At 36.2% G+C, this 22,523-nt stretch carries 23 protein-coding genes and 1 pseudogene; 21 read left to right on the top strand and 3 right to left on the bottom strand.

The genetic code is table 11. From position 1 onward, the window contains the following. Positions 1-17: 17 nt before the first annotated feature. Both HMPREF9083_RS01760 and HMPREF9083_RS01755 read right to left on the bottom strand, forming a co-directional pair. Complete coding sequence (locus HMPREF9083_RS01760; RefSeq protein WP_007555669.1) at positions 18-554, bottom strand: GerMN domain-containing protein; 537 nt, start codon at positions 552-554, stop codon at positions 18-20. Continuing rightward, positions 551-1,645, bottom strand: a complete 1,095-nt coding sequence (locus tag HMPREF9083_RS01755; RefSeq protein WP_007555668.1) for an N-acetylmuramoyl-L-alanine amidase family protein — start codon at positions 1,643-1,645, stop codon at positions 551-553. Before HMPREF9083_RS01755 ends, HMPREF9083_RS01760 begins: the two co-directional genes overlap by 4 nt. 367 nt (positions 1,646-2,012) lie before the next feature. On the opposite strand from HMPREF9083_RS01755, the gene HMPREF9083_RS01750 reads away from it, so the two are divergent. The 5 genes and pseudogenes from HMPREF9083_RS01750 to pyrE all read left to right on the top strand — a co-directional run bounded on the left by HMPREF9083_RS01750 (position 2,013) and on the right by pyrE (position 6,132). Beyond that, the gene (locus HMPREF9083_RS01750; RefSeq protein WP_256998178.1) at positions 2,013-2,801 is read left to right on the top strand and encodes a polysaccharide deacetylase family protein; all 789 of its coding nucleotides are present in this window, start codon (positions 2,013-2,015) and stop codon (positions 2,799-2,801) included. A gap of 25 nt (positions 2,802-2,826) precedes the next feature. Beyond that, complete coding sequence (locus HMPREF9083_RS01745; RefSeq protein WP_035062578.1) at positions 2,827-3,774, top strand: phosphodiester glycosidase family protein; 948 nt, start codon at positions 2,827-2,829, stop codon at positions 3,772-3,774. 11 nt (positions 3,775-3,785) lie between these two features. Next, positions 3,786-4,718 (top strand): hypothetical protein, encoded by a 933-nt coding sequence (locus HMPREF9083_RS01740; RefSeq protein ID WP_007555664.1) that lies wholly within the window; start codon positions 3,786-3,788, stop codon positions 4,716-4,718. A gap of 144 nt (positions 4,719-4,862) precedes the next feature. Further along, positions 4,863-5,545 (top strand): annotated as a pseudogene (pyrF, locus tag HMPREF9083_RS01735) (orotidine-5'-phosphate decarboxylase). Beyond that, a complete protein-coding gene (gene pyrE / locus HMPREF9083_RS01730; protein ID WP_035062575.1) occupies positions 5,542-6,132 on the top strand; it encodes an orotate phosphoribosyltransferase in 591 nt (196 codons plus the stop codon). Before pyrF ends, pyrE begins: the two are co-directional and overlap by 4 nt. 56 nt (positions 6,133-6,188) lie before the next feature. Here pyrE and HMPREF9083_RS01725 read toward each other — a convergent pair whose 3' ends face one another. Further along, positions 6,189-7,244 (bottom strand): NAD(P)H-dependent flavin oxidoreductase, encoded by a 1,056-nt coding sequence (locus HMPREF9083_RS01725; RefSeq protein WP_007555658.1) that lies wholly within the window; start codon positions 7,242-7,244, stop codon positions 6,189-6,191. Between the two features lie 263 nt (positions 7,245-7,507). Here HMPREF9083_RS01725 and HMPREF9083_RS01720 point away from each other — a divergent pair, with 263 nt between their 5' ends. The 16 genes from HMPREF9083_RS01720 to infB all read left to right on the top strand — a co-directional run bounded on the left by HMPREF9083_RS01720 (position 7,508) and on the right by infB (position 22,490). Beyond that, entirely contained in the window at positions 7,508-8,071 is a 564-nt protein-coding gene (locus tag HMPREF9083_RS01720) for a transcription factor (RefSeq protein ID WP_035062573.1), read from the top strand. After that, entirely contained in the window at positions 8,068-9,099 is a 1,032-nt protein-coding gene (plsX, locus tag HMPREF9083_RS01715) for a phosphate acyltransferase PlsX (protein ID WP_007555230.1), read from the top strand. Before HMPREF9083_RS01720 ends, plsX begins: the two co-directional genes overlap by 4 nt. A 1-nt stretch (position 9,100) precedes the next feature. Then, entirely contained in the window at positions 9,101-10,093 is a 993-nt protein-coding gene (locus tag HMPREF9083_RS01710; RefSeq protein ID WP_035062572.1) for a beta-ketoacyl-ACP synthase III, read from the top strand. Positions 10,094-10,112: 19 nt separating this feature from the next. Further along, complete coding sequence (gene fabD / locus HMPREF9083_RS01705; protein WP_007555655.1) at positions 10,113-11,063, top strand: ACP S-malonyltransferase; 951 nt, start codon at positions 10,113-10,115, stop codon at positions 11,061-11,063. Continuing rightward, complete coding sequence (gene fabG, locus HMPREF9083_RS01700; protein WP_007555654.1) at positions 11,063-11,806, top strand: 3-oxoacyl-[acyl-carrier-protein] reductase; 744 nt, start codon at positions 11,063-11,065, stop codon at positions 11,804-11,806. Before fabD ends, fabG begins: the two co-directional genes overlap by 1 nt. 39 nt (positions 11,807-11,845) lie before the next feature. After that, positions 11,846-12,079, top strand: a complete 234-nt coding sequence (locus HMPREF9083_RS01695; protein WP_007555299.1) for an acyl carrier protein — start codon at positions 11,846-11,848, stop codon at positions 12,077-12,079. A 144-nt stretch (positions 12,080-12,223) separates the two neighbouring features. Then, the gene (fabF, locus tag HMPREF9083_RS06390) at positions 12,224-13,468 is read left to right on the top strand and encodes a beta-ketoacyl-ACP synthase II (protein WP_007555653.1); all 1,245 of its coding nucleotides are present in this window, start codon (positions 12,224-12,226) and stop codon (positions 13,466-13,468) included. A gap of 12 nt (positions 13,469-13,480) precedes the next feature. Then, a complete protein-coding gene (gene rnc / locus HMPREF9083_RS06385; protein WP_007555652.1) occupies positions 13,481-14,200 on the top strand; it encodes a ribonuclease III in 720 nt (239 codons plus the stop codon). Positions 14,201-14,508: 308 nt separating this feature from the next. After that, positions 14,509-15,039 carry a biotin transporter BioY gene (locus HMPREF9083_RS01680; RefSeq protein ID WP_007555651.1) on the top strand — a complete coding sequence of 177 codons (531 nt, stop codon included), beginning with the start codon at positions 14,509-14,511 and terminating at the stop codon, positions 15,037-15,039. Positions 15,040-15,099: 60 nt separating this feature from the next. Next, positions 15,100-16,254 (top strand): thiolase family protein, encoded by a 1,155-nt coding sequence (locus tag HMPREF9083_RS01675; RefSeq protein WP_007555650.1) that lies wholly within the window; start codon positions 15,100-15,102, stop codon positions 16,252-16,254. A gap of 121 nt (positions 16,255-16,375) precedes the next feature. Further along, complete coding sequence (locus HMPREF9083_RS01665; RefSeq protein WP_338084856.1) at positions 16,376-17,605, top strand: AMP-binding protein; 1,230 nt, start codon at positions 16,376-16,378, stop codon at positions 17,603-17,605. A gap of 131 nt (positions 17,606-17,736) precedes the next feature. Beyond that, complete coding sequence (locus HMPREF9083_RS01660; RefSeq protein ID WP_007555647.1) at positions 17,737-18,207, top strand: ribosome maturation factor RimP; 471 nt, start codon at positions 17,737-17,739, stop codon at positions 18,205-18,207. Positions 18,208-18,224: 17 nt separating this feature from the next. Then, a complete protein-coding gene (gene nusA, locus HMPREF9083_RS01655) occupies positions 18,225-19,346 on the top strand; it encodes a transcription termination factor NusA (RefSeq protein WP_007555646.1) in 1,122 nt (373 codons plus the stop codon). Further along, positions 19,346-19,612 (top strand): RNase P modulator RnpM, encoded by a 267-nt coding sequence (gene rnpM / locus HMPREF9083_RS01650; protein ID WP_007555240.1) that lies wholly within the window; start codon positions 19,346-19,348, stop codon positions 19,610-19,612. The genes nusA and rnpM overlap by 1 nt, the downstream gene beginning before the upstream one ends. Continuing rightward, a complete protein-coding gene (locus HMPREF9083_RS01645) occupies positions 19,605-19,910 on the top strand; it encodes a L7Ae/L30e/S12e/Gadd45 family ribosomal protein (protein ID WP_007555645.1) in 306 nt (101 codons plus the stop codon). The genes rnpM and HMPREF9083_RS01645 overlap by 8 nt, the downstream gene beginning before the upstream one ends. Before the next feature lie 21 nt (positions 19,911-19,931). Further along, entirely contained in the window at positions 19,932-22,490 is a 2,559-nt protein-coding gene (infB, locus tag HMPREF9083_RS01640; protein WP_007555643.1) for a translation initiation factor IF-2, read from the top strand. The last annotated feature ends 33 nt before the right edge of the window (positions 22,491-22,523 follow it).

Genomic DNA, 22,523 nt, shown 5'->3' with positions numbered 1-22,523 from the left:
TCTTTCAAACGTTTTTGTTATTTGTCGGAAATAAGAGAAGTATCACGTACAAACTCTTGACTCATATCATTATGTCCTGTAAGTGAATTAATCGGAGAACCTTCCACGAAAAATTTCACTTTTTTTATGTTTGCAAATTCGGTTAAAGTATTTACCGTAATTGCAATAAGCAAATTTTCCGAAGTACTTCCTTTTTGGATATTTTTCAATTCTTTTGAAAAATTGACTATTGCCGTACCGTCTTCGACATATACGGATTTTACCGAAAGTCCTTCAGGTAAAAAAGGATATTTTGAATTTCTGTCGAAACGTATCATTTCTTCGACAGCCGTCTTGGGTGTGGCATCGGATGCAATTACCGATTTAGTTACCGGAACAATATGTGAGGCATCACTTGAAACTTTATAATAAGTCAATTTTGCATTTTTCTGTGCAGGAATTTCTTCTTGAGCTTTAGGAGGAACGTTTTCAGGTTTTTGCAAAATATCGGTTCCACATCCGCAAAGAGTCAGCACTAAAAGGGAAATTGCCGGTGCTATCCATATTTTTTTCATAAATTCTCCTCTTCAATTCGTTTAAAATAATCTTCGAAACCTTCATATAATGATTTCGCCAATGCGTCGGAAGCCCAAGCTTTTGTAAGCATTTTTACACGATCTGGATTTGATATATATCCCAATTCGATTAAAGTTGACGGCATTTTTGTATGTACATTTACATATAAATTACTTGCACGGACGCCTCTGTCGGGAATGGAAGTGTTTCTTAAAACTGCATGATTGAGTGAAGATGCGAGAATGAAATCCTTTTTTGTTTTTTCCGTATAGTAAGACGTTGTACCGTCAACCTCAGGATTTGAAAAAGCATCTATATGAATAGAGAGGAAAACATCTGCATTATTGTTGTTTGCCACATCTGCACGAGCCTGAAGCTCTGTCGTACCGTCTGCAAAAGGTGCATATACGTCATTATCTCCTGTACGAGTCATGAGTACCTTTGCACCGGATGAGGTAAGAAGAGTTTCCAGTTTTTTCGCAACTTCAAGTGTAATGGTTTTTTCATAAACGTCATTTCCGTCAAGTTTTCCTATTGCGCCAGTGTCCGAACCTCCATGACCGGGATCTATACAAATAATTTTACCGTTCAAAACAGATTTTTTTACTTCGGTTTTATTTATTTTCGGAGTTTCAAAAATTGTCTGCTTCGCACCGGGAATAGGTATATCTATTACAAGACGATGAGGTTTACCTGCATTTTTATCCGCTTTAAGTGCGAAAATAGAAATATTTTTCATTTTTTGAGATTGCGTCAATGCAAAATCCAAGTAAGTATCATCGTCTTTTTCGGAAACCGTAGCAAAATCTATTATACGATGATCCATATCATCATATTGATGAGGTATAGAACCTTTGGAAGTATTTCTTAAAATAATTTCAAGATTTTTACCCTCATTATCCATTGCGGCTTCTGCATAAACAGGTTTTGACAAATCAACTACAACACGCATGAAAGGCGGATCTTTATCATTTCGTGAACTGTATCTGAGATTTGTCACGACCGAGTTTTGTGCGGAAACACAAGATACAGAAAATAAAGTTAAGATAATCATTGCAAAGACTATCAAAAGTTTATTGATTAATTTCATTTTATACCTCTTTAATATGTATAATGAATTGTTATACGAAAATTGTTTTGTACTTATTATAACATTGATTTATAATTGCATAAATTTTATTCACAAAATTTATGCAATTATAATAATGTCCGTTTTTAATTTTTTTGACTATTCGAGATAAAAATAAGTTATAATAAGTGTGCGGTAAAGATATTTAGTGAATACATTGTAAAGAATATATTATAATATGCAGCAATATATGACATGGGCGCTATAATGTAGTAAAATAAATAATATTTATTAAAAGGAATTTATGATGTGTTGTTTAAAAGATATATTTAAAAAAGCAATATTTATAATTTTGGCAATAAGTGTTTTATGTTTTTCCGGATGTGCAATGAACAATTCGAATGAACAGGATAATGTTGCTCAAAACAACCAGAAAGTTTTGAAACCCGGAGTTGCCGTTCCCAAAAGAGATAAAAATGTAAAATACAGTGTCCCTGAAGGAGTATCCGTTTTGATGTATCATATGATTGGAGATATTCCGGGGAATGATGCCGTTATGACAGAGAAAAATCTCAGAATGCAAATGCAATATTTAAAAGATAACGGATATCATCCGATAACGATGCAGGAACTTTATGATTATGTATCTAAAGGAGCGGCATTGCCGGAGAAACCTGTTTGTATTACATTTGATGACGGGTATCATGACAGTTATACTATAGTTTATCCAATGATGAAAGAATTCAATTTTCCGTGGACGTTGTTTTTGATAACCGATGATGTCGGAAAAGCTTATAATCGTATGACATGGGAAGAACTTAAAGAAATGGCCGACAGCAATACCGTGACCATTGCCAATCATACTCTTTCACATCCAAAGTTGCACAATTTATCATCACGTAAAGAAAAAGAAAATGAAATTGAAGGTGCTCAAAAAGCATTGAAATATCATTTGAATATTGATAACGCATGGATAGCTTATCCATATGGTGATTACGATGAAGAGGTAATAGATATATGTGTCAAGGCCGGCATAAAACTTGCATTGACAACGGATGCAGGACGTGTACATGAGGGCAGTTATCCATATGAATTGAAGCGTGTATACATCGGAAATAATGTAGATATGCATCATTTTGCGGAACGATTGATGAAAGATGATTATTCCACGCTTTAAAAAATTTGTATTAACAGGGGTAAGGATGAAAAAATTATTTAAAAGTTTAATTTTTAAATTTATACTGATAACAATATTATTCTTTATTATTACATCTCCGATTGTTGTGCTTTTCGGACCTTTCGGTAACCTTAAACGTGCGGTTGTCGGAGCGATTATGCGTTCAAGACATCCGCAGTATATTACATGGCTTTTCAACAGTGAACAGCTTAATCAAATACTTGGAACGGTTAAAAGTACCGACCAGCAAAAATTATTTAATTTTAAAGTAAAAACTGATTCCACTTTGACTTTACATAAAATAGAAACACAGCGATTTGTGGGATATCTTTTGGAAATTCCAAATCCTAAAAGAGTTCAGGTATGCACAGCTGCAGATATAAATGAAAAAGGTGATACTACAAGTAATATCGCACGTAATGCCGGAGCTGTAGCGGCGATTAACGGCGGAGGATTTTATGATCCGAACGGTACCGGTACGGGAAGACTGCCTTACGGATTTATTTTGCACGAAGGAAAATATCTTTTGGGTGAACAAGTTGATGAATCTGAAAAGGTTGATTTTATAGGTATGACAAAAGGCGGTAATTTAATTGCCGGTATGTATAATAAGAAAGAATTGAGTGAACTCGGAGCAATTGAAGGTCTTTCATTCGGACCCCCGCTTATAATAAACGGAGAGAAAGTAATTAAAAGCGGTGACGGAGGATGGGGAATAAGTCCACGTTCAGCGATAGGACAAAAGAAAGACGGGACGGTATTGTTCCTTGTAATTGACGGAAGACAGCCCGGTTACAGTATAGGTGCTACTTTGGTAGATGTGCAGAATATTATGTATGAACAAGGTGCATATATCGCTGCAAACTTGGACGGAGGTTCAAGTACCACATTGTATTACAACGGTAATGTAATTAATAAGCCGGCAGATTTGTTGGGAGAACGTATGATTCCTACAGCTTTTGTCGTTAAATAAGGGGTATAAGTGTGAAAAAGAAATTAATAACTCTTGTAACGTTTTTCATAATAGGTATAGGGTTGCAAGCAGCAGCGTATGTTTACCTTGATCAAGTTCTTTTTGCACCGTTGGCAAGTCATGATTATGACGTGTCGGACTTGAACGATAAAAAAGTTGACGAAGCAAGAAAAAATATTTTTTCAAAAATAAAAATAAAAGGTAAAGCATATTATTCTCATGATTATCAGTACATGGCAGATGTAACTGAAGATTCCGTAGCCATATATAATGCCGGAGATTTATCAAATCCTCAAAATGTTGTACTTAAAGGACAAGGTGTTTCTTATTTCGATTGGATGCCCGACAGAAATTTGGCGCTTATGGCGTTATATCCTAAAAATTGGAAAGGCGGACAGTGGAATGTAACTCTTGCAAGATATAATCCTGAAGGTACAGTTCATGAGTCGGATGCTCCTATTAACGATTTACCGAAAAATAGTAAAATTGTAGATGCCGCATATTCTACAGCGACAAACGTTGTATATATGAAAATGGAAGTAGGAGACGGTCTGTATAGAATTTACAGAACGGATGCAAATTATGATACACGCAGAATATATTTGCAATCTTCCCATATAGGTAAAATTGCAGTATTTTATGATGAAGATAGATTGTTTTATGATGATACCGAACGCGGTACAATGTATACTTTTGACGGTTCTGACGGCTCTTGGAGAGTTATTTCACCTCCGGGTATGTACAGATTGGTCGGCGTAGGTAAAGATAAAACTATTTATGCTGTAAAAATAAATTCAAAAAAAGAAGCTGTAAGTTATTGTGTAGGTAAGCTTGGAGTAGGATTTGAAGAAGTGAAATCTTTGGAAACTCCGGTAGATTTCAATTCCGTTACAGTTCACATGATAGCGGAAGCCGCATTACAATCTGAAAAGCAAAAAAAATAAGAAGCTCGGCTTCTTATTTTTTTACTCTGAAATCTTGATATATATATCTGTATAAGTTAGAATGATAAGAATTGTGGTCGGAAAGGAGTGCATAAAGTGGAAAAAATCTGTGAAGTAAACAACAGAATAATTGTGGCATTGGATATGAATTCCTTTGATAAAATGAAAGAAATGGTAGATGAATTGGGAGATGCCGTTTCTTTTTATAAAGTAGGAATGGAATTGTACTACAGTGTCGGACAAAAAGCTGTTGAATTTTTAAAAAGTAAAACAAAAAAGTTTTTTTGGATTTGAAATTGCATGACATACCGAATACGGTAGGACATAGTGTATATTATCTTACAAAATTGGGAGTAGATTTATTAACTGTGCATGCGGCAGGTGGAAGTAGGATGCTTGAAAGTGCAGTTCATTATGCAAAAATTGCAGCTGAAGAAGAAGGAATAGAAGTTCCGAAAATTTTAGGTGTAACGGTTTTAACTGCAATTGATGAAGAAGCATGGAAAGAAATTGGCAGCAAATTATCTATAAAAGACAGCGTTATAAATTTTGCGAAAATCGCAAAAAAATCCGGACTTGACGGTGTAATAGCATCTCCTAAAGAAGCTCGAATGATACGAGAAATTTCCGGTGATGAATTTCTTATAGTTACACCCGGAATACGTCCGAAGTTTGCAAATGCAAACGATCAAAAACGTATTACCACACCGAAAGAAGCAATAAATAACGGTGCAACTCTTTTAGTGATAGGAAGACCGATTACTCAAGCGGAAAATCCGAGACATGCGGCAGAATTGATAAATGAAGAAATAAGGGAGGCAATATAATGAACGAGAAGGAAGTAGAAGCGTTATTGAGAGAAACAAAAGCAATTCTTGAAGGGCATTTTCTTTTAACATCCGGACTGCACAGTTCGCTTTATGTAGAAAAATTCAATGTATTGCAGCATCCGAAGTATACACGTGAATTATGTAATGAATTTGCAAAATATTTTAAAGATAAAGGAATAGAAACCGTAATAGGACCGGCAACAGGAGGAATAATTTTATCTCACGTTACTGCTGATTTATTGGGAGTTCGTGCAATATTCACCGAGCGTGAAAACGGAAAAATGAAATTCAGAAGAGGATTTAAAATAAAGCCCGGCGAAAAAGTGTTGATAGTTGAAGACATCGTTACAACCGGAGGATCCATAAAAGAAGTTGTAGATGCCGTAAATCAGGAAAAGGGCGATATTGTAGGTGTAGGACTTTTTGTAGACCGTTCCGGAGGAAAAGCCGAACTTGGAGTACCTCAAGAAAAAGTGCATGCTCTGCTGCATTTGGAAGTACCTACATTCAAAGCTGAAGAATGTCCTAAATGTTTGAAAAAAATTCCTTTGACCGAAAGAGGAAGTCATCATTTGAAAAAATAAATATTTGAAATAAAAAATCAGAATGTATAAAAAGTACATTCTGATTTTTTGTGGAATTATTCAGTTAATTCGGAAATCAATTTCGGAACGGTTGTAATTTCTTTAATTTTCCAAGCATTCGCACCGCAGAAAATAAGTCCGTTATCCACATCACCCGTTACTGCACGTACAAGCGCCATTGTAATACAGTATGGAGTAGTTTGCGGAGAACAACCTGTCAAACATCTGAAACAACTGCGAACAATTTTTTTACCTCTCAATATTTTTTTTACATAGGGATTTATTATTGCACGTCCCGGCATGTGGACCGGACTGTGAACCAAGCCTATGTCTTCTTTTTTTGCTTTTATATAAGCCTCTTTAAATTCTCTCGAGGCATCACATTCTTCGGTAGCGACAAAACGTGTTGCCATCTGTACACCGGAAAGTCCTAAAGATATGCAATGATTTATATCACTTTTATCGAAAATACCTCCGCCGAAAACAACAGGTATTTTTTTATTGAATTTATTTTCAAAAGTTTTTACTATTTCCAAGATTTTTATGATTTCTTCATAATAACTTTTGTGTTCATATATAGCAATATCTTCACGACTGTATCCTAAATGTCCTCCGGCTTTAGGACCTTCTATAACCACCAAATCGGCAGTTCTCTTATGATGACGTTCCCAAAGCTTCAGCAATACGGTAGCAGCTTTGGAAGAACCGATAATAGGTGCGATTTTTGTGTTTGTTCCTTTAACAAATTCAGGTAAATTTTTCGGAAGACCTGCTCCGGAGAAAATAATATCGGCACCGCTTTGTACAGCACATTTTACATAATCTTCATAATGCTGTCCTCCACACATTATATTAACGCCGATTATTCCGTTATCGGAAATTTCTTTTGCTTTTTCGATATGATAACTTAAAGTTCTTATATTAGCATCATAAGTATGTCTTTTAAAATCAGGATCTTTAAAGCCCGGTTGTGCTGCTGAAACCACTCCTATTCCTCCGGCTTTTGCTACGGCTCCGGCCAATTTTGAAAGACTTACACCTATACCCATACCGCCTTGTATTATAGGTACTTTTGCAATCAAATCTCCTATACGAAGAGAAGAAAACAACATATAAAACTCCTTGTTAAAAAAATAATATTCAAACAAATATAAAAATATGTTTTATATAAAAAGTAAAAATATATTTTTGAATAGTCTAGTATTTAAGGGAATAAAAGTCAAATTAAAAATAAAAAACAAATAAAAAATACAAAAATGATAATTGAAACAGTTAATTATTCTCAATTAATAATGTAATATTTATTTGTTAAAATTTTGCTTAATGGTGAATATTTTTAGCACGTATGATATAGTATTATCGGTAGGTGATAAAAGTGAGCGGCAAAGAGCATTTTAGCAAAAAAGAACGGCGAGAAGCCGTTGCAGAAATACTTCGACAAAATCCTTGTCTCACGGATGCCGACCTTGCTGAGCAATTCTCGGTATCTGTTGCAACTGTTCGCTTGGATCGACAAATTTTAGGAATTCCTCAAATGAGAGAGCGAGTTGAACAGGTTGTTTCCGAAGGTTTTCCGCAAAGAAAAAACGGACTGAAAGTTATAGATTTGGATATCGGGAAAAAAGGTATAGCACTGTTTAATACCGATGAATCTATGGCAGGCAGTGAAGGAATGGTTTCTGCGGAATACTTTTATGGAGCTGCAGCGCAAATGGCTCAATACATTGTAGGAATTTCTTTTTTACCCACGCAGGTAGGAAATGTAAAATATAAAATTCCTGTTGTACCCGATAAACAATTGATAGTAAAGGGAAGAGTAGTATTGATGCGCGGTAATAAAAAATATGTGTATATAAGTTTTTCCAATGATGCACAAGAAGTTTTCCGTGCAAAATTTATTATGGAAACATTAATTGATAAGGATAAGAGAAAAATATGATTAAAATTGCAGTAGATGCTATGGGTGGAGATTATGCACCTTTGGAAATTGTACTCGGAGCAATACGTGCAGTACGTGATTTCGGAGTTCATGTAGTTTTGGTCGGCGATAAAGATCAAATCGAAAAAATTTTAAAAAATGAAAATGAAGAAAATAATGAATTGATTGAAATTCATCATGCATCACAAGTAATAGGTATGGATGAACATCCGGGGTTGGCATTTCGAAAGAAAAAAGATGCATCGATTTCCGTCGGTGCAAAATTGGTAAGATCCGGAGAATGTAAAGTTTTGGTAGCACCCGGATCTACAGGAGCTGCGGTCACTGCGGGACTCTTGGGAATAGGACGTATTCCGGGAATAGAAAGACCTGCAATTTTGACACCTCTTCCCAATGAAAAGGGAGAACAGACTTTTTTGATTGACTCCGGTGCAAGTGCACAACCTAAAAAAGAAACATATTTGCAAAATGCACTTTTAGGTTATGTGTATGCAAAATATGTTGCGAATATAGAAAATCCTAAAATAGGATTGCTTAACATCGGTGAAGAAAGTGTAAAAGGAAGTCCTGAAGTTACTGCAGCAAACAAGTTGCTTTCCGAACAAAAAACGATTCCTTTTATGGGAAATGTTGAAGGAAGATATGTAATGACCGGAGAATATGATGTTGTTGTTACGGACGGATTTACAGGCAACGTGGTATTGAAATTCGGAGAAGGTGCAGGACATCTTTTTTCGGCATTGATAAAAGAATCGGTAAAAAAAGGCGGATTGCGTGCAAAAATCGGAGGATGGCTTTTAAAACCGGCATTGAAAGAGCATTTGGTTAAAAGGATGGATTACTCCGAATATGGAGGCGCTTTACTTTTAGGCATACGCGGAGGTTTGATTATTTGTCACGGTTCTTCGAAATCATGGGCAATTCGCAATGCGATTAAATTGGCAAAAGACGTAGCCAAAACAGATTTACATGAAATAATTGCAGAAGCACTGAAAAAAATAGAAAAAAATGATGAAACGGAGTGTTGATATGAAAGAGATGACACCGTCCGGAATACTTGGAACAGGTCATTATGTACCTGAAAAAATAATTACCAATTTTGATTTGGAAAAAATGGTAGAAACTTCGGATGAATGGATAAGAACACGTACAGGAATAAAATGCAGACATATTTCTTCAGAAAATGAAAACACATCCGATTTATGTGTAAAAGCTGCAAAAAAAGCGATGGAAGCTGCAAAAATTACTGCTTCCGATATAGATTTTATAATTGTAGCGACAATTACACCTGATTACATTACACCTTCAACGGCATGTCTGGTTCAAGATAAATTGGGATGCAAAAATGCAGGTGCAATGGATATATCCGTAGGATGCACGGGATATGTTTATGCATGTACGGTAGCATCAAATATGGTAAGCACAGGAATGTACAAAAAAATTTTGGTAGTAGGAGCCGAGACTCTTTCACGAATAGTAAATTGGCATGATCGTACAACCTGTATTTTATTCGGAGACGGAGCCGGTGCGGCAATTGTAGGAGAAGTTAGTGAAGGTTACGGACTTCTTTCGGCAGAATTGGGTTCTGACGGAAGTTTGGGAAATATATTGTGTATACCGGCAGGAGGAACCGCAAAACCTGCAAGCCATGAAACAATCGATTCCGGAGATATGTTTCTTCATATGTCCGGATCCGAAGTGTTTAAAGCCGCAGTAAGGCATATGGAATTTACAACCTTGAAGGCTGTAGAAAAAGCCGGGCTGAAAAAAGAAGATATAAATATGTTTATAGCACATCAAGCCAATAACAGAATCATACAAGCAGTAGCAAAAAAAATTGGGCTTGAAAGTGAAAAAGTATTGGTAAATGTCGATAAATACGGAAACACATCTGCAGCCTCCATAGGTATAGCTTTGGATGAAGCGGTAAAAGCCGGAAAAGTAAAAAAAGGTGACATTGTGGTACTTACAGGATTCGGTGCAGGATTGACCTGGGGATGTGCGATATTTAAATGGAACTGATACATAGGAGCGCAGAAGTATGGAAAAATTGACAACGGCATTTTTATTTCCCGGACAAGGATCACAAAAAGTCGGAATGATTCGTGATTTATATGAAAAATATGATTCGGTAAAAAATATAGTAAAAGAAGCGGATGAAACACTGGGATTTCCAATTTCAAAACTTATGTTTGAAGGTCCTGAAGAAACTTTGATGAAAACGGAATTTACTCAGCCGGCTATTTTGACGGCAAGTGTGGCATGTTGGAAAGTTCTTTTTGAAAACGGAGTAGATCCCTGTGTAGTTGCAGGACATAGCTTGGGTGAATATTCCGCATTGGTAGCTGCCGATGCGATGTCATTTGCCGATGCGGTGCATACGGTAAATTTGAGAGGTAAATTTATGCAAGAAGCAGTACCTTTGGGACAAGGAGCTATGGCTGCCGTCATAGGTATGAAAGCTGAAACTGTAGAAGAAATTTGTGAAACTATATCTACAGATGAAGAACCTTTACAAGCAGTAAACTATAATTGTCCGGGACAAGTGGTTATTGCAGGAGTAACATCATCTGTGGAAAAAGCTTGTAAAGTATTTAAAGAAAAAGGCGCAAAACGAGCTTTAATGCTCAAAGTAAGCGGACCTTTTCATTCGATATTAATGAAACCTGCAGCCTTAAAACTGAAAGAAGTTTTGGATAAAATAGAAATAAAAGATTCATTTATACCGATTGTAGCGAACGTAAATGCAAATGTTGAAAACAGTGCGGAAGAAATAAGGGAAAATCTTATAAATCAAACATTTAACCCCGTACGTTGGGAAGACTCTATAAGATTTATGCTTGAAAACGGAGTGACAAAATTTGTTGAATGCGGTCCCGGAACGGTATTGTCCGGTTTTATGAGACGTATAGATAAAACGGTATTTAACTGTCATGCGGAAAATATAGAAACCGTAAATGAAGTAATTGTCAAAATGAAAGACGGTGAATAATGGAAAATCAAATAAAAGTAGCATTGGTAACAGGTGCATCCAGAGGTATAGGACGAGCAACTGCCTTGGAACTTGCAAAAAAAGGTTATACAGTAGTAATAAACTATGCAGGCAATAAAGAAGCTGCAGACAAAGTACAAAACGAAATAGAAAAAGAAGGTGGACATTCCGTTACAATTCAAGGGAATGTAGGTTCATCCGAAGATGTCGACAGAATTTTTTCGGAAATAAAAGAAAAATTCGGCAGACTTGACTTACTCGTAAATAATGCAGGAATTACAAGAGACAGTTTGACTATAAGAATGAAAGAAAAACAATGGGACGAAGTAATTACAACGAACCTTAAAGGTGTATTTTTAACTGCAAAAGCTGCAGCTTCAATTATGCTTAAACAAAGAAGCGGAGTAATTATAAACGTTGCATCCATAGTCGGAATTGTAGGGAATATAGGTCAGGCAAATTATTCTGCGGCAAAAGGCGGAGTAATCAGTATGACAAAGACTATGGCGAAAGAATTTGCATCAAGAGGTGTAAGGGTAAATGCTGTAGCACCGGGATTTGTAGAAACGGATATGACGGAAATTCTTCCTGAAAAAATAAAAGAAAATATGTTAAATTCCATTCCGCTCGGACGTATGGGAAAAGCACAGGAAATTGCGAATGCAATAAGTTTCCTTGCATCTGATGATGCTTCCTATATAACAGGGCAAATTTTGCAGGTAGACGGCGGAATGGTTATGTAATATAATTTAAAAATGATGCAATGAAAGGTGGTGAAAGTGATGAGCGCATTTGACAGAGTGAAGAAAATCGTAGTTGAACAGCTCGGTGTAAACGAAGCAGACGTGCAGATAGATGCTACTTTCATTGATGATTTGGGAGCAGATTCTCTCGATATCGTTGAATTGATTATGGCATTTGAAGAAGAATTCGATATTGAAATTCCGGATGACGCAGCTGAAAAAATTAAGACAGTTCGTGATGCAGTAGACTACATTGAAAAACAAATTCAGTAATTGTCTTAAATCATAGGGACACCGGGGGAAACCTCCCGGTGTTTACTATGTATACGGACAAATTTTCAAAAAAGGTAAAGATATCTCTGGTTTTTTTTGAGAATTTGTCTCTAATCGAAAATACTAAAAGGGGTTGTTAAAAATATGAAAAGACGTGTAGTCATAACAGGACTTGGAGTAGTATCTCCGGTAGGTATAGGAAAAGAAAAATTTTGGGAAGAATTATTGAAAGGCAAATCGGGAATAACCGAAATTACAGAATTTGATGCAACGGAATTTCCGGTAAAAATAGCAGGAGAAGTAAAAGATTTTGATGCTGCCTTATATATAGGGGACAAAAAGCAAGCAAGACATATGGATCGCTATGCACAATTTGCAGTAGCGGCGGCAAAACTTGCAGCAAAAGACGCATCATATGACATGGAAAAAGAAAATTCTAATCGTGCAGGTGTGGTAATAGGAACCGGTATAGGCGGAATTGCCACATTGGAAGAAACGGTACGTAGAATAGACAAAAGAGGACCTACCAAGGTAAATCCGTTCGCAGTTCCTATGATGATAGGAAATATGGCATCCGGACATGTATCCATAAGTTTAGGATTGCAGGGTCCGGTACTTACAGATGTAACGGCATGTGCATCGGGAACAAATGCAATAGGAACAGCATTGAGAATAATACAATCGGGTGATGCGGATGTAATGTTTGCAGGCGGAACGGAAGCTGCAGTATGTTCATCGCCGATGGCAGGATTTGCCGCAATGAAAGCACTTTCATCTAGAGAATGCGATCCTAAAGAAGCATCATGTCCATTTGACGTAAGAAGAGACGGGTTTGTTTTAGGTGAAGGAAGCGGAGTTCTGGTATTGGAAGAACTCGAACACGCAAAAAAAAGAGGTGCATATATATACGCGGAACTTGCCGGATACGGAGCAAACGGAGATGCATATCATATTACAGCTCCGAGACCGGGAGGAGATTTGCAAAAACTTTGTATGGAAAAAGCATTGACGGATGCAAATTTGAAACCTGAAGACGTAGATTATATAAACGCACATGGAACATCCACATCTCTTAACGACAAAAATGAAACACTTGCAATAAAGAAACTTTTAGGTAAACACGCATATGAAATACCGGTAAACTCAACAAAATCCATGATTGGACATTTATTGGGAGCTGCAGGTGCGGTAGAAGCCGTTGTATGCGCATTATCAATTGAAAATCAAAAAGTTCATCAAACGTTGAACTTTGAAAACGGCGGAGAAGATTGCGATCTTGATTATGTAAAAGAAGGTCCGAGAGATACGAAAGTTGATGTTGCAATGTCCAATTCATTCGGATTCGGCGGACATAATGCCGTTATAGTAATGAAACGTTATAAAGAATGATTGTGTGAAAAAATGCATAAAAACAGAATAAAAGAACTCGAAGAATTTATAAAAGAGAATGAAATTCCGATAGAAAACCATGAATTGCTTAATATTGCATTGACACATACATCATATGCAAACGAACATAAAAAAAACAAAGAACATGATAATGAAAGATTGGAATTTTTAGGAGATGCCGTACTTGATCTGATAGTAGGAGAATACCTGTTTCGTAAATATCCTTTGTGGAGCGAAGGTGAACTTACTAAAGCAAAAGCAAGTGCGGTATGTAAACCTGCATGTGCGGAAATCTCCACAAGGCTTAATGTAGGGAAATATCTTCTCTTGGGAAAAGGAGAAGAAAAATCAGGCGGAAGAACACGAGTATCCATACTCGGAGATGCTTTTGAATCATTGATAGGTGCAATATATTTAGACATCGGATACGAAGTGACATTTGACTTTGTAATAAAACATCTTGAAAAATTCTTGGATTTGATAATGCAAGGTGACTACGACAAAGATTACAAAACCGATTTACAAGAAATATTGCAACAAAACGGTGATGTAGAAATTTGTTATAACGTAATACATGATGAAGGTCCGGATCATGATAAAACAATTTGGATGTCGGTAACCGCAGACGGGAAATACCTGGGAAGCGGTATAGGCAAAAGCAAAAAACAAGCGGCACAACGTGCAGCAAAAGAAGCAATAGAAAGAATTGAAAAAGAAGCGAAAAATAAATAAAAGCAATTTGTAAAAGCGGTCATTTCCAAATGATCGCTTTTTACAATGAATTTGAAATATAAAATATGAAGAAAATAAAAACGTAATAAATACAATTAATGAAATTGAAATACAAGTTGACAATTGAATTGTATAAAACAATAAAAAATAAAAAATTTATTTGAAGATAAAACCCGTAAAACAGCAAATGTAAGAAGAAATCAAAAAAATATTTGTGCATATATAAATATCAACTTAATCAAAATAGTTTAGTTGACAAATTGACAATAGACATATATAATAACAACATCTTGAAAACGAGGTGCCATATGGAAAGTAAAAACAAATTAAGACAACAAGTGTCGGCTGCACTTTTTGCTGCACTTACTGCAGTGTTTGCGCAACTTGCAATACCGATAAATCCCGTACCCATTACACTCGGAACGTTGGCAGTATTGCTTGCCGGAGGATTTTTAGGTAAAAAATACGGAACTTTGAGCATGTTGCTATACGTTTTGCTTGGAGTTTTAGGAATTCCCGTATTTTCAATGATGCGTTCAGGATTTGCAGCATTGGTAGGACCCAGCGGCGGATTTATTATAGGATTTATATTTATGGCATTGATTATGGGACTTACGGCGGAACTGTTCGGTGAACATTATGGGAAATTGTGTATCGGCGGTATTATAGGAACGGCAGCTTGCTACTTACTTGGAATTATATGGTTTGTTATATTAACCGGTAAAGGAATTCAAAGTGCTTTGGCAGTATGCGTAATTCCTTTTTTACCCGGAGATGCAGCCAAGATATTGATAGCATCGTTTTTGATAAAAAAATATCGAAAAATAGTATTGAAATAAAAAAGATACAGATTCTTATAGAATCTGTTCTTTTAATTGTAAATGAGCAGCGTGATATAAATGATAAACCGAGTTTTTTTATTAGGCGGATTGAGAACTCACATAGGAATAAGAAACGGTATATTTAAAAACGTTCTTCCTGAAAAATTGGGAGCCGCATTGATAAAAGAAATAAAAAGAAAATATTTTGTAGAAAATCCGGACTTGTTGATTTGCGGAAATGCAATAGGACCCGGCGGAAATATAGGAAGATTGACATTGCTTAATGCAGGTATATCAGACAATGTACCTGCTTTTACGGTAGATACGCAATGCGCATCCGGACTGACTGCGATTGATATAGCGTACAGTAAAATTGCATCGGGGCAATGTGAACTGGTATTTGCAGGAGGTATAGAAAGCACCTCTCTTCAACCGTATCGAGAATATAATGAAAACGATCCGCGTACAAAACTAAGAAATTCGAAATTTACAGCAGCACAATTCTCACCGTCGGAATATGAAGATGATGCAATGCTTTCAGGTGCCGAAAAAACAGCAAAATTGTTGAACATAAGTAAAAAAGAAGCAGACATGGCCGCATTGGAATGTTATCAAAATGCATACAAGGCAAGAGATAAAAATTTGCTTGGAAATATAATTTGTCCACTCTTCTCCAGCACAAGAGATGAAGTTATGAGACGTAAATTCACTGAAAAATTACTTGAAAGAGCGCCATTGATATTCAATCAAAACGGAAGTGTATTGACTTCGGCAAACAGTTGTACAATTAATGACGGAGCCGCATTTGTGATATTGGCATCGGAAAATTGGATGAAACAAAATAAAAGAGAATGTGAAATAGAACTGCTAAGCACGATGATGAAAGGTACAAATCCGGAATATCCTCCATTGGCGGCAGACTTTGCGACTTTAAATATATTGAATGAATGTAATTTAAAATACAAAGATATATTTGCCTTCGAATACAATGAATCTTTCTCCATAATTCGAGTTCATTTCCAAAAAGAACACAACGAAGAGAAAAAACGATTCAATAAATGGGGTGGAGCATTGGTATACGGACATCCATATGGAGCATCGGGAGCGATTTTAATGCTTCATTTGCAGGAAATACTGAAAAAAGAAAACGGACAATACGGTATTGCCGCCATTCCTGCAGCAGGAGGAATAGGACAAGCAATTCTTGTCGTTAATCATAAAGGTAAAAAATGAATACATTTTCAGAGCAGATATTTTTATACGCAAAGACAAAAAGTAATAAAAAAGGAATTTCAATTGATGAAAATTTTTATACATATGAGGAATTGGCAAATGAAATAAAAAAACGGAAAAAATATTCAATTGTAATATAAAAGACAAAACAGTTGCGATTTATACAACATCCGTTATTGAGCAACTCGTTGTATTTTTGGCGGTGGAAAATGCAAAAGGAATTCCTCTTTTGCTTCATGACTACTTAAACAAAAATGAAATAAATAATTTATTGAATACATATAAAATTCCTTATTTGTTTTCAAACGGTAAAATTATAAAAACACATTTTGCAAAACAAGAAATATCTGAAACACAAAAAATATGTGAAAATATTCCAGAAAGAAAATTTGCAGTATTGAGCTCAGGAAGTGAAGGCAATCCGAAACTTATATATAGAACATGCTCAAGTTGGACAGATTTTTTCGACATACAAAATCGCATTTTCAAAATCAATTCCGACTCATCACTTTATTTTCACGGATCGTCGGCATTTTCCGGTAATTTGAATATGATATTGGCTTTTTTATACAAAGGGGCATTTGTCAAAGGGACATCAAAAATGTCTCCATCCGTGTGGAAAAAAGAAATCTCGGAATTTTCCTGTGACCATATCTATATGATTCCTTCAAAATTGGCAATATTGACAAAAAACAAAATTGTCTGCACCTGTGTGAAGTCCATATTGTCAGGATCGGAATTGATATCCGAAAAAGAAATGCAATGCCTTAAAACACAATTTCCGAATGCGGAAATTATTTTGTACTACGGCTCGGCAGAATTGAGCTATGTAAGTTATTTGCGAAATCCGGAAGTGAAAAAATCGTTCAATTGCATAGGTAAACCTTTTCCGGAAGTAAATGTATCAGTTTGTAACGGAGAAATTTTTATAGAAAGTCCGTTTACGGCATTGGGACTTACAAAACCGTACAGCTGCGGAGATAGAGGATTTATGAATGAAAAAGGAGAATTGTTTTTTTGCGGAAGAAAGAAAGATGTATTCTCGGTTAAAGGAAATGCCGTACATGCACAACGCATAAAACAAATTTTTAAAAATATAAAAGGCGTGGAAAATGTATGTATAATTCCGTTTCAAACCGAAAACGGAAAAAATAAAATAGCAGCATTTATTGTCAAGTCGGACACATTCAATAATACGTTGATGAAAAAAGTTGTAAATGCCGAATTTCATTCATGGGAAAGACCTTCACGTTATATTTTTTTATCTGAAATTCCATTGAATTCAACCGGAAAAATCAATAAAAAAGCATTATACAAGTTATTGGAAAATTCAAATGACGTTAATAAATAAAAAAATTGGACTTAGTTAAATTTTTCTGCTATAATAACGATGTTAATATATATTTCCTGGTGGAAGTGAGCTGCGGCTCACTTTTTCTTGTATTGAGGGAATGTACCTGAGAAGTTTAAGAGGTGTAAATTATGTCACATAAGGAAATCGAATCTGCAGTAGAAGCACTTATACAACCGGTATTGGAAAAAAAGGGCATTGAAGTTGTCGATGTGGAATATGTTCGTGAAAGAAATTGGATTTTACGCATTTTTATCGACAAAGACGGCGGAGTAGATTTGAACGATTGTCAAGAAATAAGCGTTTCGGCAGGAGAATTAATTGATAAAAACGATTTAATTTCGGACAATTACATGTTGGAAGTTTCCTCACCCGGAATTGATCGTGTTTTGAAAAAAGACAAAGATTTTATTCGTTATAAAGACAGCAAAGTCAGTGTAAAATTGTTTGCGCCTGTTGAAGAATTAAATTTGGACAAAGAATTTGCAGCAATTTTGAACGGCTTGGTAAATGATGAAATATCTTTGATATTAGATGACGGAAGAGAAATTTTTTTATCAAAGAAAAAGATTTCTCAGATGAGATTATATTTTGAATTTTGATGGAGGCGTAAAGAATCGTGAATACAAATTTGTTGGATGCCGTAAAGGCTTTAGTTAAAGTAAAAAAGGTCGATGAAGAAATTGTTTTCAATGCACTTGAAATGGTATTGCTCACAGCTTATAAAAAAGAAACCGGAAGCAACGCAAAAAGCTCGGTAACTTTCAATCGTGAAACCGGTGAATATCATATTTATGCCGAAAAAACGGTTGTTGAAGAAATCGATCCGTTATCGGAGAACGCTATAAATGAAGTCACCGTTGCGGAAGCAAAGAAATATGATGAAAATTTGGAAGCCGGAGATCTTTTCCGTATTGAAGTTACTCCGGAAAACTTCGGAAGAGTAGCTGTACAAACTGCAAAGCAAGTAATGATACAGAAATTGCGTGAAGCCGAACGTGGTTCCATTTACGATGAATTCTCCGGACGTGAAGGAGATATTATAACAGGAACTGTAAAATGGAGTGACGACAGAACGGTATATGTAGATTTGGGACGTGTTGAAGGTATTCTTCCTTTTTCCGAACAAATCGAAGGCGAACATTTTGCACCGAACGATAAAATTAAGTGCTATATTTCAGAAGTAAGAAAAACTACAAAAGGTCCGGAAATTTTCCTTTCAAGAAAATCGCCGGAATTGTTGAAACGTTTATTTGAAGTCGAAGTACCTGAAATTTACAGCGGCGTAATTGAAATAAAAGCGGTAGTACGTGAAGCGGGTTCACGCTCAAAAATCGCAGTATACACAATGGATCCGACTTTGGACCCGATAGGTGCATGTGTAGGTCCGGAAGGACAACGTGTAAGAAATATAGTAAATGAATTGCACGATGAAAAAATAGATATAGTTCGTTGGGATGAAGATCCGGCGGTTTATATCGCAAATGCACTGTCTCCTTCAAAAGTAATTTCGGTATCTATATGGGAAGAAGAAAATTCGTCCTACGTAGTGGTTCCGGACTATCAATTGTCTTTGGCAATAGGTAAAGCGGGACAAAATGCAAGATTGGCAGCTAAATTGACAAACTGGAAGATTGATATAAAGAGTGAATCACAAGCTGCAGAAGACGGATTCGGACAAGAAGAAGGAAGTGTGTTGGAAGATTTTGAAGAAGCATACGAAAAACCGGAGGGAGAATAATGAAAACAAAAAAAATCCCTATGCGTATGTGTGTAGGTTGTGGTAATCTTAAGATGAAAAAAGAATTGTTACGTATAGTAGCACTTCCTACAGGTTTGATTGATTTGGATAAAACAGGGAAAATGTCAGGTAGAGGTGTATATATTTGCGGAAATATACAGTGTTTTGAAAAAGCGTTCGAATCGCATGGTTTGGAACGTTCTTTGAAAAGACCGGTATCTCCGGAAGTATATGAAAAACTTAAGGAACAAGTAAGTAATGAATAAAAAAATTTATCAATTTATCGGACTGTGCATGAAAGCGGGATGTTTGATGTCCGGTAATGAACAGATTGCAGATAAATTAAAAAGAGGCAAAGGCGAATTGCTTATAATTACTGAAGACAGTTCTATGAATACGAAAAACGAATATATCAATTCGGCAAATAAAGCCGGAGTAAGTTATATTATTTTCGGTGAAAAAGAGCAAATGGGAAATGCTTTGGGAAAGAGTATACGAACTGCGGTCTTGATTATGGATAAAGGATTTGCAGAAGCACTCCGAAAAAAACTGAATGACCTGTAATGGTGAAATGGGAGGCTCTTTATGCAGAAATACAGAATTTATGAATTGGCTAAGATGTATGGTAAAACGAATGAAGAGGTAATGAATATTCTGAAGAAAAATAAAATAGAAGTAAAAGGAAACTTGAGCAGCGTAGACGAAAATGCCAAGAAAATCGTTGAAAAAGCTTCAAGCAAGAAAAAACCGTCTAAAAAACCGGTTTTTCGTACAGTAAGATTTGATAAAAAAGGCAGACCTACAGACAGAGTAAAGAAACATAATGCTCCTAATGCATACTCTTCCTACTCTACTGAAGAAGTTAAAGAAGAAAAAGAAATAAAAAAAGAAGAAATAAAAAAAGAAACAAATGAAGTAAAGAAAACATCAAATGACGGTACGAAAGGCAATAAAACGACAAAATTACATGAAAAGAATGTAAAATCTCAAAAGAAGGAATATGGCGAGCATAAACAAGTGAACAAAATCATTGATAAAAAAGAATCCGGCTATGAACGTAAACATACACGTTTTGATAAGAACTCAAATTATAAAAACGGAGGTCACGAAAAGAGTCGAATGAACAGAAATGAAAATTCTTCGGACTATCGAAAATCAGGAAACAATAAAGTGAAAAAATCCAGAAAAGAACTTTCATTTACCGATATTCCTGCAGAAGATTTTGTACAACCGCAGCAAAAACGAGAAAGAAACGCATCTCGTAAAAAAACTCGTAAAGATTACGAACGCAGCAGAAGAGAACGTGAAGGCGGTTCATTGATGGCACGTTCTTTGAAACAAAGCAAAAAGAAAAAACATGCACAAGAGAAAAAGCCCGTCGTATATCCTACGGAAGTAAAAATGCCTTTGAGCGTTACGGTTAAAGAATTGGCGGAATTATTCTGTCGAGAAGTAAGTGAAGTAATCAAGCGTTTGATGATGCTTGGCGTTATGGCGACAATCAATCAAAATCTCGATCAGGACACAATAGAAATTCTTGCAGATGAATTCGGCGTAAAATTATTGGAACCGGACGTTATAGCGGATCCGACAAAGTACGAACCGGAAGCAGATGACCCCAGAGACTTGGTAGTAAGACCGCCGGTAGTAACAATAATGGGACATGTAGATCATGGTAAAACCACATTACTTGACGCACTTCGTTCAACCAATGTGGCATCACATGAAGCGGGCGGAATTACTCAAGCTATAGGTGCTTACCAAATCAAGTACAAAAATAATAAAATTACATTTTTGGATACACCGGGACATGAAGCATTCACCGCAATGAGATCAAGAGGTGCGCAACTTACGGATATTGCAGTTTTAATCGTAGCTGCAGATGACGGAGTAATGCCTCAAACTATTGAAGCCATAAATCACGCAAAAAATGCAAAAGTACCGATTATGGTGGCAATAAATAAAATAGATAAACCCGGAGCCAATATCGACAAGATAAAAGAAGAATTATCACACCACGGACTTATTTCGGAAGAATGGGGCGGTGACGTGATTATGGTTCCTATTTCCGCAAAGAAAAAAATAGGGTTGGAAGATTTACTTGAAAACATACTTTTGGTTGCGGAAATTCAAGAATTGAAAGCAAATCCCGACAGAGAAGCATACGGTATCGTTGTAGAAGCCAAACTGGATAAAGGTAGAGGTCCGGTAATGAGCGTTTTGGTACAAAACGGAACACTTCATGTAGGAAACGGTGTTTTGGCAGGTAAATGTTGGGGCCGTGTAAGAGCGATGACAAATGAACATGGAAGAAAAATGAAATCTGCAGGACCGTCAATGCCGGTAGAAATTCTCGGTATGGACAGCGTACCTGAAGGTGGAGACCACTTCTATGTAATGGATGAAAGACAAGCAAGACTTATTGCGGAAGCACGTGCAGCACATGCAAAAGAAGAAGAACAAAGCAGAAAACAGAAGATTACATTGGATAATATATTCGAAAAAATCAAAGAAGGCGAAATGAAAGATTTGAATATTATTATCAAGGCGGACGTACAAGGCTCAGTAGAAGCACTTGTACAATCATTGGAAGCCATAAAGAGTGACGAAGTAAGAGTTGTAATAGTTCACTCCGCAGTAGGCGGAATCAATGAATCCGACGTAGTACTTGCTTCGGCATCTGATGCACTTATCTTGGGCTTTAACGTTCGTCCGGATGCAAACGCAAAGATAGCTGCCGAAAGAGAAAAAGTCGATATGAGAATGTATAGAGTAATCTATGATGCAATAGATGACATCAAGGCGGCAATGACAGGTATGCTTTCACCGAAACTCAAAGAAATAGAATTGGGAGAAGCCGAAGTTCGTCAAGTAATTCATACACCTAAAGTAGTAGTTGCAGGATGCTACGTTTCAACAGGAAAACTTGTAGCACGTTGTCAATTACGTATAGTACGTGACGGAATTGTTGTACATGAAGGTAAAATAAGTTCACTTCGCAGATTCAAAGACGATGTAAAAGAAGTAAAATTCGGAATGGAATGCGGTGTAGCGATAGAAAGCTATAGAGATGTAAAAGAAGGAGATATATTGGAAGCCTTTGAAATAGAAGAAACCGCAGGAACATTGGAATCTGAAGAATAAAAAGAAAGTGAGGCGTGATATGAATGCATGACA

The organism is Dialister micraerophilus DSM 19965 (assembly GCF_000194985.1).
GTDB classification, from domain to species: Bacteria; Bacillota; Negativicutes; order Veillonellales; family Dialisteraceae; genus Dialister; species Dialister micraerophilus.
This window is presented reverse-complemented; position numbering and strand designations above follow the sequence as displayed.